This window comes from Micromonospora sp. CA-248260 (genome assembly GCF_050942205.1).
In the GTDB taxonomy this organism is placed as follows: domain Bacteria; phylum Actinomycetota; class Actinomycetes; order Mycobacteriales; family Micromonosporaceae; genus Micromonospora; species Micromonospora antibiotica.
The window spans coordinates 1,976,831-1,991,987 of record NZ_CP192021.1 but is presented as its reverse complement, the minus strand read 5'-3'; the positions used below and the strand labels follow the sequence as shown (position 1 = coordinate 1,991,987).

1 protein-coding gene and 1 pseudogene are annotated in these 15,157 nt (G+C 71.9%); both read right to left on the bottom strand.

The features are described 5' to 3' along the window. Window positions 1–51: 51 nt before the first annotated feature. A pseudogene (locus ACQP2H_RS09035) lies at window positions 52–3,072 on the bottom strand (type I polyketide synthase); the annotation flags it as partial. A gap of 146 nt (window positions 3,073–3,218) precedes the next feature. Then, entirely contained in the window at window positions 3,219–15,110 is an 11,892-nt protein-coding gene (locus ACQP2H_RS09030; protein ID WP_433232061.1) for an SDR family NAD(P)-dependent oxidoreductase, read from the bottom strand. Window positions 15,111–15,157: the final 47 nt, after the last annotated feature.

Genomic DNA, 15,157 nt, shown 5'->3' with positions numbered 1-15,157 from the left:
CTGACCTCATTCTGCGTCGATCGCGGGCCATCAGGGGGTGGGGCGGAGGGTCTAGACGGTGATCAGGGTGTCGACGTAGTCGACGATCGCCTCGAACGTCGGGTGCTCGTAGACCAGCGCGGCGGGCAGGTCCACTCCGGTGGCGGCGGCGGCCCGGTTGCGCAGGTCGATCGCCATCAGCGAGGTGAACCCGAGTTCGAGCAGGGGGACGTCGGCGGCGACGTCGTCGGCCCGGTCGAGCCGCATCACCTCGGCGGCCAGCCCGCGCAGGGCCATCAGCAGGGTCGCCCGGCGTTCGGCGGCCGGTAGCCGCAGCAGGGTGACGGCCAGCGACGGCTCCGCCTCGTCACTGCCGTCGGTGAGCGAGTCGGGCGGCGTGGGTGCCCGGCGGGTGGCCACCATCGGTGCGACCGCGTCCAGCCAGTAGTGCTTGCGCTGGAACGCGTAGGTGGGCAGGTCGACGGTGGTCGGGGCCAGCCCGTCGGTCAGCGCGTCCCAGTCGACGCCGCCACCCCGGCAGTACCAGTTCGCGACCCCGGTCAGGAACGCCACCGGCTCGTCGACGTCGCGGCGCAGCAGCGGCAGCACCGCACCGGTCGTGCCGGCGACGCCGAGGTTCTCGGTGACCACCGCGCTCAGCACACTGTCCGGGCCGACTTCGAGGTACTCGGTGACCTCGGCGGCGGCCAGCGCCCGGACGGCGTCGGCGAAGCGGACCGGCCGGCGGGCGTGCGCCACCCAGTATTCCGGGTCCTCCAGTTCACCCGGGCCGACCGGTCGACCGGTCACGGTGGACACCAGCTCGACGGTCGGCGGCCGGTAGGTCAGGCCCGCCGCCACCCGCCGGAACTCGTCGAGCATGGGCTCCATCCGGGGGGAGTGGAAGGCGTGGCTGACCCGCAGTCGGCTGGTCCGCCGGCCCTGGGCGGCCCAGGCCGCCTCGATCTCGGCGACCGCCGGCTCGTCACCGGCGACCACGACGGAGGACGGTCCGTTCACGGCGGCGACGGCGACCTCGGCGGCCCGGTCCACCAGCATCGGTGTCACCTCGGCCTCGGTGGCCTGCACCGCCACCATCGCGCCGCCGGCCGGCAGTTCCTGCATGAGTCGTCCGCGTGCGGTGACCAGGGTCGCCGCGTCGGCCAGCGTGAGCACTCCGGCGACGTGGGCGGCGGCGAACTCGCCGACCGAGTGCCCGACGAGCCGTTGGGGCCGGATGCCGAACCGTTCGAGGAGCCGGAACAGCGCCACCTCCACGGCGAAGATGGCAGGTTGGGCGAACCGGGTCTGGTCGAGCAGCGCGGCGAGGGCGGTGCCCGCCGGGGCGAAGAGCACGTCGCGCAGCACCACCGGCAGGTGCGCGTCGAGGGCCGCACACGCCGCGTCGAGGGCCGCGGCGAAGGCCGGGAACGCCGGGTAGAGGTCGCGGCCCATGCCCGCGTGCTGCGAACCCTGACCCGAGAAGATCATGGCGAGGGTACGACCGCCGGGCGGGGCGGGGCGGCCCCGCACCACCTGGGCGGAGCCCGAGCCGCCGGCCAACCGGTCCAGACCGGTGAGCAGCTCGGCCGGGTCGGTGCCGAGCAGAACGGCACGGTGGGCGAACAGCGGACGACGATTCAGGGTGTACGCCACGTCGACCGGCCGCAGCGGTCGACGCCGCAGGTGGGCGGCGAGCCGTCGTGCCTGGTCCCGCAGTGCCTTGGGCGAGTTACCCGACAGTGGCCAGGCGGTCGGGCGGTCGGGTGTCACCACCGGCGCGGACCCGTGTTCCCCGGCGGGCGGGGGTGGCGACTCCTCCAGGATCAGGTGGGCGTTCGTGCCGCTGATCCCGAAGGAGGAGATGCCGACGCGACGTGGCCGATCGGCGACCGGCCAGGCCACGGCCTCACGCAGCAGGCGTACCGCGCCCGACGACCAGTCCACGTGGGGGGTCGGTGGGTCGGCGTGCAGGGACCGGGGCAGCACCTCGTTCCGCATCGCCTGCACCATCTTGATCAGGCCGCCGACTCCGGCCGCGGCCTGGCTGTGCCCGATGTTGGACTTGAGCGAGCCCAGCCAGAGGGGGCGTTGCGCGTCCCGGCCGGCGCCGTACACGGCTTGCAGGGCGCGTACCTCGATCGGGTCGCCGAGGGTGGTGCCGGTGCCGTGCCCCTCCACCGCGTCGAGGTCGGCGGGGGTGAGCCGGGCGTCGGCGAGGGCGTTGAAGATGACACGTTCCTGGGCGGGCCCGCTCGGGGCGGTGAGGCCGTTGCTGGCGCCGTCCTGGTTGACCGCGCTGCCCCGGATCAGACCGAGCACCGGGTGCCCGTTGCGCAGCGCGTCGGAGTACCGCTCCAACATGACCACTCCGACGCCCTCGGCCCAGCCGGCGCCGTCGGCCCCGGCGGAGAAGGACCGGCACCGGCCGCCGGGCGACAGGCCGCGCTGCCGGGAGAACTCGATGAACACCCCCGGTGTCGCCATCACCGTGACGCCTCCGGCCAGGGCCAGGGAGCACTCGCCCCAGCGCAGCGACTGGCAGGCCAGGTGGATCGCCACCAGCGACGACGAGCAGGCGGTGTCGACGGTGATCGCCGGCCCTTCGAAGCCCAACGAGTAGGCGATCCGGCCGGAGGCGATGCTCGCCGCGCTGCCGTTGCCGACGTACCCCTCGAAGCCCTCCGGTGCCGGCATCAGCCGCGACCCGTAGTCGTTGTACATCACCCCGACGAACACGCCGGTGTCGCTGCCGCGCAGCGACCGGGGGTCGACGCCGCCCCGCTCGATCGACTGCCAGGCGTGTTCGAGCAGTAGGCGCTGCTGGGGGTCGATGGACAGCGCCTCGCGGGGGGTGATGGCGAACAGCCCGGCGTCGAACTCGGCCGCGTCGTAGAGGAAACCACCCTCGCGGGCGTAGCTGGTGCCGACGGTGTCCGGGTCCGGGTCGTAGAGCCCGTCGAGGTCCCACCCCCGGTCGGTGGGGAACCCGGCCACGGCGTCGACCTCACCGGCGACCAGGTCCCACAACTCGTCCGGGGTCTGCACCCCGCCGGGGTACTGGCAGCTCATCCCGACGAGCGCGATCGGCTCGTGGCGGCTCTCTTCGAGATCCCGGATGCGTTCCTGGGCGTCGCGCAGCTCAATGGTCATCCGCTTGAGGTAGTTGAGGAGCTTCGCCTCGTCACCTGACATGCGCTGGACACCCGCTCTCGTTGACTCCTGCGGCCGGTGGCCGCTCACTGCGGCACCGTGCCGAACTCCTGGTCGATCAGGTCGAAGATCTCGTCCACGGACGCGGACTCGATGCGCGCGTTGGCTTCCGGGCCGGCCGACCGGTCCGCCGGGGTGGTCTTCCAGTCGGCGAGCATGCTCTCCAGCCGGGCGGCGACCAGCCGGCGCAGCCCCCGGTCGGAGGAGGCCGCCGCCATGGCGGCGGACAGCCGGTCGAGTTCGGCGAGGACCGGGCCCTCGGCGTCGGCCGGCGCGGCGGTCTCCCGGATGAACTCGGCCAGCGAGGTGGGCCGTGGATGGTCGAAGACCATCGTGGCGGGCAGTTGCAGACCGGTGGCGGCGCTGAGCCGGTTGCGCAACTCGACCGCGGACAGCGACTCGAAGCCGAGTTCCTTGAAGGACCGGTCGTCGTCGACGCGCGCCACCCGGTCGCCGCCGAGGACGGCGACGACGTTCCTGCGTACCAGGTCCAGCACGATCTTCTGTTGTTCGCCGACCGGCAGCCCGGCGAGCCGGGTGACCAGCGGTCGGGACGCCCGTTGGCCACCGGCGGGGCGGCGGGCCGTGCGGGTCAGCCCGGACAGCCGGGGTGGCACGTTGTCGGTCTCGGTGCGGGCGCTGAGGCCGGCGATGTCGAAGCGGGCGGTGACCAGCACCGCCGGGCCGGCGGCCAGCGCGTCGTCGAAGAGGGCTAGCCCCTCGTCGAGCGACAGCGGCAGCAGGCCGCCCCGGCTGACCCGGTCCAGCGCCGCCCGGTCGAGTTTCGCCGCCGCGCCGGCCCCGGTGCCGTCGGTCTCGCCCCACAACCCCCAGACCAGGGAGGTGCCGACCAGGCCGGCGGCCCGGCGGTGTTCGGCGAGCGCGTCGAGGGCGACGTTGGCCGCCGCATAGTTGCCCTGACCGAGGTTGCCGAGTTGACCCGCCACCGAGGAGAACAGCACGAACGCGGCCAGGTCGGCGTCCGCGGTCAGCTCGTGCAGGTGCAGGGCGGCCTGCACCTTCGGCCGCCAGACGACGTCGAGGCGGTGCGGGGTGAGGCTGGGCAGCACCCCGTCGTCGATGACCCCGGCGGCGTGCACGACCGCGGTGAGCGGGTGGTCGGCCGGCACCGTGGCGAGCGCCGCGGCGACGGATTCGCGGTCCCCGACGTCGCAGGCGACCAGCCGGGCCGTCACCCCCTGCGCGGTGAGGTCGGCGAGCAGGTCACCGGCGCCGGGGGCGTCCGCGCCGCGCCGGCTCAGCAACAGCAGGTGCCGCACGCCGTAGGTCGCCACCAGGTGCCGGGCGACGAGAGCGCCGAGCGCCCCGGTGGCCCCGGTGATCAGGACGGTGCCGTCCGGGTCGAGCCTCGGCGGCGCGGCAGGCTCCGCCGAGCGGCGTACCACCAACCGTGGTACGAGGCCGACGCCGTTTCGCAGCGCGATCTCCGACTCCCCGGTGGCCAACGCGCCGGGCAGGGCCGGGCCCGAATCGGCGTCGACGTCGATGTGCACCACCGCGCCGGGGTTCTCCGCCCGCGCGGTACGCAGCAGGCCGGCGACCGGTGCCATGGCCAGTTCGACGTCGGTGTCACCGGGCAGCGGCAACGCGCCGCTGGTCACGACGACCAGCTTCGACTGCGCCAGTTCACCGCAGGCGAGCCAGCCCTGCACCGTGTCGAGCACCTGCCGGGTGGGCAGCCCGGTGGCGGTCGGATCGACCCCGGCACCGGGTGCCGCGCCCACGCAGGAGACCAGCACGGTGGACGGTGCCGGCCGGCCGTCGGCGACCGCCGCCCGCAGCGACTCGACGTCCGGGTAGTCCGCCGGATCGACACCCGGCAGGTCACGCAGGTGGTGGCCGTCCGCACCGACGAGGACATGGTCCTGGGTGGCGTCCGCCCCGGCCGGGGTCTCGACGGGGTTCCAGCGGATCTCGTAGAGCGGCAGCCGGTCGGTACGCAGCGCGGCGAGCCGGGCCGGGTCGATCTCGCGGAGGGTCAGCGCGCGTACCGATCCGACCGGGGTGCCGGTGTCGTCGGCGATGTCCATCCGGACGGTCTCGCCGCCGGAGGCGTCCCACCGCACCCGCAGTCGGGCGGGCGTCACGTCGGCGGCCGTCACCCCCTGCCAGGAGAACGGGATCCGCAGCGGCAGCGGGCCGTCGGTGTCGGCGAGCGCGAGCGCCAGCAGGGGGTGCAGGGCCGCGTCGAGCAGCGCCGGATGCAGCCGGTGGCCGGTGGGGTCGGTCCCCTCCGGCAGGGTGATCTCGGCGTAGCAGTGGTCCGGGTCCCGCCACAGCCCGGTCAGGCCCCGGAAGGCGGTGCCGTAGCCGTAGCCGTGCTCGGCGAGCCGGTCGTACAGGCCGGTGAGGTCGACGGGCACCACGTCGGCGGGCGGCCAACTGGTCAGCGCCGTGCCGGCCGGGTCGGCAACCGGGGTCAGCACCCCGCTGGCGTGCAGGGTCCAGTCCTGACCGGAGTCGGTGTCGGCCGACCGGCCGTGGATCGTCACCCGGCGGCGGCCGGTGTCGTCCGGGGCGGACGCGACGACCTGGAGGTCCACGACGCCGTGCGCGGGCAGTGCGAGCGGCGCGTGCAGGGTCAGGTCGTCGACCATGGCCAGTCCGGCGTACGCGGCGCAGTGCAGGGCCAGGTCGACGAAGGCCGCGCCGGGCAGGAGGACGGTGCCGCCGACCAGGTGGTCGGCGAGCCACGGGTGGGTGGTGAGCGAGACCCGGCCGGTGAAGAGGGTCCCGGCGTCACCGGCGAGCACGACCGCGGCGCCGAGCATCGGGTGGCCGGCCTGGTCCAGACCGGCGGCGCTCAGGTCGCCGGTGTTGCGGGGTGCCTCCAACCAGTACCGCTCCCCCTGGAACGCATACGTCGGCACATCCACCAACCGACCCGCACCCACCACCCCACGCCAATCAACCTCCACCCCCGCAACAAACGCCTCACCCAACGACAACAACACCCGACCCACACCACCCTCACCCCGACGCAACGTCGGCACCACCACACCACCCGAACCCACCACACCCAACGACTCCCGCAAACCCACCGACAACACCGGATGCGGAGAACACTCCACAAACCGCGTAAACCCATCCCCCAACAACACCCCAACCACCTCATCAAACCGCACCACCGACCGCAAATTCTCAAACCAATAACCACCCCCCAACTCCACCCCCGACACCACACCACCCCGCACCGACGAATACACCACCACATCCCCCACACCACCAACCACACCACCCACCAAACCCAACAACTCATCCCGCACCACATCCACCACCGGATGATGCGACGCATAATCCACCGGCACCCACCGACACCACACACCCCCACCCTCCAACAACCCGACCAGGTCACCCAACAAACCCACCGGACCACCCACCACACACGACCCCGGCCCATTCACCACACACACCACCAACTCACCACCAAAACCCACCAACCACGAACCCACCTCCCCCACCGACAACCCCACCGACACCATCCCCCCCAACCCCGCCAACCGCTCCCCCACCAACCGCGACCGACCCACCACCACACCCAACGCCACCTCCAACGACAACACCCCCGCCACACACGCCGCCGCCAACTCACCCTGCGAATGCCCCACCACCGCATCCGGCACCACACCCGCAGCCCGCCACACCTCCGCCAAACACACCATCAACACAAACAACGCCGGCTGCACCACATCAACCCGCCCCAACCACTCCTCCCCACCCTCCAACAACACCCCACGAACATCCCAATCCACCAACCCACCCAACACCCCCACACACTCCTCAAACCGACCCCGAAAAACAGCATCACACTCCCACAACTCCCGACCCATACCCCACCACTGAGACCCCTGACCCGGAAACACAAACACCGTCCCACCCGACACCACACCACCCGACACCACACCCGACGACACCACACCCGAACCCGGAACAGAACCCGAACCCGGAACAGAAACCGGAACCGGAACCGGAACCAAAGACGAAGCAGGAACCGAATCCGCAGTCGAAGCCAAAGTTGCAGTCGGAGCCGCATTCGGAGACGGAGACGCAGTCGCAGTCGGAACCGGAGACGTGGTCGAAGTCGGAATCGGAGACGACACGTAATCCGCGCCAGAACCCAACGCCGTCAAACCCGCAACCAACTCCGCCCGAGAATTACCCACCACCACCGCACGATGCGCAAACCCAGCACGACCCGCCAACGTCCACGCCACATCCGACAACGACACCCCACCACCAACACCACCCAGAAAACCCGCCAACCGCACCGCCTGCGCCCGCAGGGCCTCCACCGACCGCGCCGACAACACCAACGGCACCGGCCCCACCGGCTCGTCGCCCGTAACCACGACCGGCTCCGGCACCGACTCCAGGATCACGTGCGCGTTGGTGCCGCTCATACCGAACGACGACACGCCCGCCCGACGCGGCCCGTCACCGTCCCACATCCGCGCCTCGGTGAGCAGCTCCACCGCACCCGACGACCAGTCCACGTGCGTGGTCGGCTCGTCGACGTGCAGCGTCTTCGGCATCACCCCGGCCCGCATCGCCAGCACCATCTTGATCACGCCGGCCACTCCGGCGGCGGCGAGGGTGTGGCCGACGTTCGACTTCAGGGAGCCGAGGAACAGCGGACGCTCCGCGGAATGCTCCCGACCATACGTCGCCAACAACGCCTGCGCCTCAATCGGATCACCCAACCTCGTCCCCGTACCATGCGCCTCCACCACATCCACCTCACCCGCCGACAACCCCCCATTCGCCAACGCCTGACGAATCACCCGCTCCTGCGACGGACCATGCGGAGCCGTCAAACCATTCGACGCACCGTCCTGATTCACCGCACTACCCCGCACCAGAGCCAGGACGGGGTGCCCGTTCCGCCGGGCGTCCGACAACCGCTCCAACATGATCACGCCGACGCCCTCGCCCCAGCCCGTGCCGTCGGCGGAGGATGAGAACGCCTTGCAGCGGCCGTCCACCGACAGCGCCCGCTGCCGGCTGAACTCGACGAAGTTGACCGGCCCGGCCATCACGGTGGCCCCGCCGACCAGGGCCAGCGAGCACTCGCCGGTACGCAGTGACCCGGCGGCGAGGTGCAGGGCGACCAGCGACGACGAGCAGGCGGTGTCGACCGTGATGGCCGGCCCCTCCAGGCCGAGGGTGTAGGCGATGCGGCCGGAGGCGACGCTCGTGGTGGTGCCGGTGGAGACGTGCCCTTCGACGCCGGCCGGGGTGTGGCCCAGCCGGGTGACGTAGTCGCTGGTGATGACGCCGACGAAGACGCCGGTGTCGCTGCCGCGCAGTTCCGCCGGGTCGACGCCAGCCGCCTCGATGGCCTCCCACGAGGTCTCCAGCAGCAGCCGCTGCTGCGGGTCCATCGCCGCCGCCTCACGGGGGCTGATCTCGAAGAAGTCCGCGTCGAACGTGTCGGCGTCGCGCAGGAACCCGCCCTGCCGGGTGTAGGTCCGGCCGACGGCGGCCGGGTCGGGGTCGTAGAGGTCGTCCACGTTCCAGCCCCGGTCGGTGGGGAAGTCGCCGATGGTGTCGACGCCGTCGGCGACCACCCGCCACAGGTGTTCCGGGCTGGCGACGCCGCCCGGGAACCGGCACGACATGGCGATGATGGCGACCGGGTCGTCGGCTACCGCGACGGCGGTGCGGGTCGTCGGCGTCACCGGTGCCGCGCCGTCCGGCCCGGCGACGACGGTACGCAGGTGTTCCGCCAGCGCGGCCGGGGTGGGGTGGTCGAAGACCGCGGTCGCGGCGAGCGTGATGCCGGTCGCGGCGACGAGCCGGTTGCGCAGTTCGACGGCCGTCAGCGAGTCCACACCCAGCTCCCGGAAGGGCCGCTGCGGGTCGACCGGTTCACCGTCGGTGCGACCGAGGACCACGTCCACCTCGGCACGTACCAGGTCGGACAGGAACGCGGTCTGCTCCTGCGGGGTCTGCCCGGCCAGCCGCTGGGCCAGGTGGCCGGTGGCGTCGGTCGCCGCCGCCGCCCGCCGCCGGGCGGGCCGGACCAGCCTGCTCAGCATCGGCGGTACGGCGTCCCGGGCGGCGAACGCGCCCAGGTTCAGTCGTACCGGCAGGACCGTCGGGCGGTCGATGTCGAGGGCGGCGTCGAGGGCGGCGAGTCCCTGCTCCACCTCGATCGGCAGGACGCCGGCAGCGGCGATCCGATCGAGTTCGGCCCGCCCGAGACCGCCGGCCATTCCGCTGGTGGTGTCCCAGAGCCCCCACCCGATGGCGGTGGCGCGCAGGCCGTTGCGGTGGCGGTGGTGGGCGAGGGCGTCCTGGAAGGCGTTGGCCGCGCCGTAGTTGGCCTGGCCCGGGTTCCCCATGGTCGCGGCGGCGCTGCTGTAGGTGACGAGGGTGACGTCGGGGTGGTGTTGGAGTGCGGTGTGGAGGGTGTGGGTGGTGTCGATTTTGGCGGTGAGGGTGGTGTGGAGGGTGTGGGGGGTTTGGGTGGTGAGGGGGGTGTCGTGGAGGGTGCCGGCGGTGTGGATGACGGTGGTGAGGGGGTGGGTGGTGGGGATGGTGGTGAGGAGTTGGTGGAGTTGGTGGGGTTGGGTGAGGTCGATTTGGGCGGTGTGGGTGGTGGTGCCGTGGGTGTGGAGTTCGGTGGTGAGGGGGGTGAGGGTGTCGGGGTTGCCTCGGGTGGTGAGGAGGAGGTGGTGGTGGGGGTGGGTGGTGGCGAGGTGTCGTGCGGTGTGGGTGGCGAGGGCGCCGGTGGCGCCGGTGATGAGGATGGTGCCCTGGGCGGGTCTGGGGGCGGGCACCGTGACGGCCAGTTTGCCGGTGTGCCGGCCGAGGCTGAGGTGCCGGAGCACGTCGGGAAGGTCGCTGGCGGGCCAGACGGCCACCGGCAGGGCGGGCAGGGCGTCGGTGGTGAGCAGGTGGGTGAGGGTGGTGAGGAGTTGGTGGATGCGGGTGGGTCCGGCGTCGAGGAGGTCGTAGGGCTGGTAGGTGAGGTGGGGGTGGGTGGTGGTGACGGTGTGCGGGTCGCGGATGTCGGTCTTGCCGATCTCCAGGAAGGTGCCCCCCTCGGCCAGCAGTGCCAGTCCCGCGTCGACGTGCGCCTGGGTCAGGCTGTTGAGCACGACGTCGACCCCCTGCGGGGCCACCGCCGCTATCCCCTCCCGGTACGCGGTGGTGCGGGAGTCGTGGATGTGGGAGTCGGGCACACCGAGCGCGCTGAGGGTGGGTTGCTTGCCGATGCTGGCCGTGGTGTGCACGGTGGCCCCGAGGTGCCGGGCGTAGTGCAGGGCGGCCATCCCGACCCCGCCGGTGGCGGTGTGGATCAGGACGGACTGCCCGGCCCGCAGGCCGGCGAGGTCGCCGAGGCCGTACATGGCGGTGAGGTAGGCGATCGGCAGCACCGCGGCCTGGCTGTCGCTGAGGTGGTCGGGGGTACGGGTGAGCAGGTGGTGGTCGCAGACCGCGAGCGGGCCGGTGCCCTCGGAGAAGAGGCCCATCACCCGGTCGCCCGGGTCGAGTCCGGTCACGCCGGGACCGGTCTCCACGACCACGCCCGCGCCCTCGCTGCCCAGTGGCGCCTCACCGGGGTAGCTGCCCAGCGCGATGAGCACGTCGCGGAAGTTCAGGCCGGTGGCGTGGGTGCGTACCCGCACCTCGCCGTCGCGTAGCGGGCGCAGCGCCTCGGGTGCCGGGACCATGGCGACGTTGGCCAGGGTGCCGGCGGAGGTGGTGCCGAACCGCCAGTTCTCGTCCGGGAGCGTCAGCCGCGCCGGGTCGTCGGCGCAGCGGACCAGCCGGTCGACGTACGCCACGCCGAAGCGCACCGCGAGGTGCGGTTCGGCGGCTGCGAGCGCGGCGGCCAGCACCGACGGGTCGGTCGGGCGTCCGTCCAGGTCGAGCAGCACGAACCGGTCGGGGTGTTCGGCCTGCGCGGAGCGGGTGAGGCCCCAGCACGCGGCGGCGGCCAGGTCGGCGATCTGGTCGGCGAGGTGCGCGGCGACCCCACCTTCGGTGGTGACCACCAGTCGGGTGCCGGCCAACCGTTCCTCGGCGAGCCACTGCTGGAGGCTGTGCAGCAGCGCCTCGGTCAACTCGTGTGCGGCGGCGACCGGATCGTCGGTGGTGGCGGCCGGGGCGTCGGCGGGCGTCTCGTCCGGGCGTGGGGTGCGGCAGGGCAGGAAGACCACGTCGGGCAGCTCACCGGCGAGCAGGGCGGCGAGGTCCGGCACCTGGCGCAGGCCGGGCAGCGCGCCGTGCAGCGCCGGTCCGGGCGTACCGAGGACGGCCCAGCCCGCCGGGTCGGCCGGCGGCGCGGCGTCCGCGCGTAGTTCCTGCCAGTCGAGGCGGTGCAGCAGCTCGGTGCCGGGCGCGGCGGCGACGGGCAGCGTGGCGGGGTCCAGGTCGCGCAGGTCGAGGCGGTCGATGGAGAGCACGGGGTGCCCGGCCGGGTCCGCCAGCAGCACCTGGTACGCACCGTCGCCGATCGCGGTGAGCCGGGCCCGCACCGACGTGGCCAGGTTGGCGTGCACGGCGACGCCGGAGAAGCTGTACGGCACGCGGGGCGCGGTGCCGAGGTCGTCGACGGCGACGGCGATCAGCGCGTGCAGGGCCGCGTCGGCGAGCGCCGGGTGCACGGCGTGACCGTCGGGGCGCAGGTCGTCGGGCAGCTCGACCTCGGCGTAGACGTCGGAACCGGCACGCCAGGCACGGCGCAGGTTCTGGAACGAGGGCCCGTAGTGGTAGCCCTTCGCGGCGAGCAGCGGGTAGAGCGCGTCGATGTCGACCGGTTCACCGGCCGGGGGCCAGATGCCGATCTCTGCCGGGACGGTGGGCTCGTCGGGGCTGAGTGTGGCGGTGGCGTGGGTGGTCCAGGTGGTGGTGGTGCGGGTGTGGATGGTGAGGGTTTGGTGGCCGGTGGGGGTGGGGGTGGTGAGGTGGAGGTGGAGGTGGGTGGGGGTGGTGGGGTGGAGGGTGATGGGGGTGTGGAGGGTGAGGTCGGTGATGGTGGGGGTGTGGGGGGTGGTGGTGTGGAGGGTGAGGTCGAGTAGGGCGGTGGCGGGCAGGAGGGTGGTGGTGTTGATGGTGTGGTGGTGGAGCCAGGGGTGGGTGGTGGTGGTGAGGGTGCCGGTGTGGTGGGTGGTGTGGTCGGGGGTGGTGATGGTGGTGGTGAGGAGGGGGTGGGGGTGGGTGGTGTGGGTGTGGGGTTGGGGGTGGAGCCAGTAGTGGTGGTGTTGGAAGGCGTGGGTGGGGAGGGTGGTGTGGGTGGGGTTGGTGGTGGTGGGTGTGGGTGGGGTGGTGTGGGTGGTGTGGTGGGTGGCGATGGCGGTGGTGAGGGTGTGGTGTTCGGGGTGTTTGGGGTGGAGGGTGGGGGTGAAGGTGTGGCCGGTGGTGTGGGTGTGGGGTGCGGTGGTGGTGAGGGTGGTGTCGGGGCCGAGTTCGATGTGGTGGGTGGGGGTGTTGGTGAGGTGGGTGAGGGCGTGGTGGTAGCGGACGGGTTGGCGGATGTGTTGGGTCCAGTATTCGGGGGTGGTGATGTGGTGGGGGTCGGCGGGTTGGCCGGTGAGGGTGGAGAGGATGGGGGTGTGGGGTTGGTGGTAGGTGAGGGTGGTGGCGGTGGTGTGGAAGGGGGTGAGGATGGGGTCCATGTGGTGGGAGTGGAAGGCGTGGCTGACGTTGAGGCGGGTGGTTTTGTGGTGGTGGGTGTTGAGTTGGTGGGTGAGGTGTTCGATGGCGTCGTGGTCGCCGGAGATGACGAGGTGGTGGGGGCTGTTGATGGCGGCGATGGTGAGTTGGTGGGGGTATTGGGTGAGCCATTGGGTGGCTTGGGTTTCGGTGAGGTTGGTGGCGATCATGGCGCCGCCGGGGGTGGCGTTTTGCATGTGGTGGCCGCGGGCGGCGACGAGGGTGCAGGCGTCGGGGAGGGTGAGGATGCCGGCGGCGTGGGCGGCGGCGATTTCGCCGACGGAGTGGCCGATGAGGTAGTCGGGGTGGATGTTGTGGTGGGTGAGGAGGGCGTGGAGGGCGGTTTGGAGGGCGAAGAGGGCGGGTTGGGCGTATTGGGTTTGGTGGAGTGCGGGGTGGTTGGTGAAGACGAGGTCGTGTAGGGGGATGTCGAGGTGGGGGTTGAGGTGGGTGGCGCAGGCGTCGAAGGTTTCGGCGAAGGCGGGGTGTCGGGTGTGGAGTTCGGCGCCCATGTGGGGGCGTTGGGAGCCTTGGCCGGTGAATTGGAAGAGGGTTTTGGTGGTGGTGGCGTGGCCGGTGGTGGTGCCGGGGTGGGGGGTGTTGGTGGTGATGGCGTTGAGGCCGGTGAGGAGGTCGTGGAGGGTGTGGCCGGTGATGGTGGCGCGGTGGGGGTGGCGGGTGCGGGTGGTGGCGAGGGCGTGGCTGACGTGGTGGGGTGGTTGGGGGTGGTGGGTGAGGTGGTCGTGGAGGCGTTGGGCTTGGTCGTGGAGGGCGTCGGGGGTGTGGGCGGTGATGGTCCAGGTGAGGAGGGTGTTGGTGGGGGTGGGTTCGTCGGGGGTGGTGGGTTGGGGTTCGGGTTGTTCGAGGATGAGGTGGGCGTTGGTGCCGCTGATGCCGAAGGAGGAGATGGCGGTGCGGCGGGGGCGGTCGTGGTGGGGCCAGGGTTGGGTGGTGGTGAGGAGGGCGACGTTGCCGGTGGTCCAGTCGACGTGGGGGGTGGGTTCGTCGATGTGGAGGGTGGCGGGGAGGAGTCCGTGGTGCATGGCGTGGGTCATTTTGATGACGCTGGCGATGCCGGCGGCGGCTTGGGTGTGGCCGATGTTGGATTTGATGGAGCCGAGCCAGAGTGGGGTGTCGGGGTGGTGTTCCTGGCCGTAGGTGGCTAGGAGGGCGTGGGCTTCGATGGGGTCGCCGAGGGTGGTGCCGGTGCCGTGGGCGTCGACGGCGTCGATGTCGGCGGCGGTGAGGCGGGCGTTGGCCAGGGCGGCGCGGATGACGCGTTCCTGGGCGGGTCCGTTGGGTGCGGTCAGTCCGTTGGACGCGCCGTCCTGGTTGACCGCGCTGCCCCGGATGACCGCGAGGACGGGTCGTCCGGCCCGGCGGGCGTCGGACAACCGCTGCACCACCACCACACCCACACCCTCGGAGAACCCGGTCCCGTCGGCCCCGGCGGCGAAGGCCCGGCAGCGGCCGTCGCGGGACAGCCCGCGCTGCCGACTGAACTCGATGAACAACCGCGGCGCGGACATCACCGTCACGCCGGCGGCCAGTGCCATCGAGCACTCCCCCCGGCGCAGGGACTGGACCGCCAGGTGCAACGCGACCAGCGACGACGAGCAGGCGGTGTCCACCGACAACGCCGGCCCCTCCAATCCGAGGGTGTAGGAGATCCGGCCGGAGGCCACGCTGGTCAGCACGCCGGAGCCGACGTACCCCTCGGCCTCGGCCGGCACGGCACGGACGTCGGGCGCGTAGTCCTGCGGGATCGCGCCGACGAAGACGCCGGTGTCGGTGCCGCGCAACGCGTCCGGCGCGATACCCGCCCGCTCCACCGCCTCCCACGACGTCTCCAACAACAACCGCTGCTGCGGATCCATCGCCAACGCCTCACGCGGCGAGATACCGAAGAACTCCGCGTCGAACCCACCCGCCTCGTGCAGGAAACCACCCTGCCGCGTGTACGACCGACCCACCGCGTCCGGATCAGGATCGTAGAGACCCTCCAGATCCCACCCCCGACCCTGCGGAAAATCACCCACCGCGTCGCGACCCTCGACCACCAGATCCCACAACTGCTCCGGCGAGACCACCCCACCAGGAAAACGACACGCCATACCCACGATCGCGATCGGCTCCCGGTCGGCACCCTCGACCTCGGCCAGTCGGCGTCGGGTCTGCTGCAGGTCGGTGGTGACCCGCCTGAGGTACTCACGGAGCTTGTCTTCGTTTGCCATCGCGGGCCATCCCCCTGGGGGTCGCGGGTCTGAAGAGAGCAGACCCA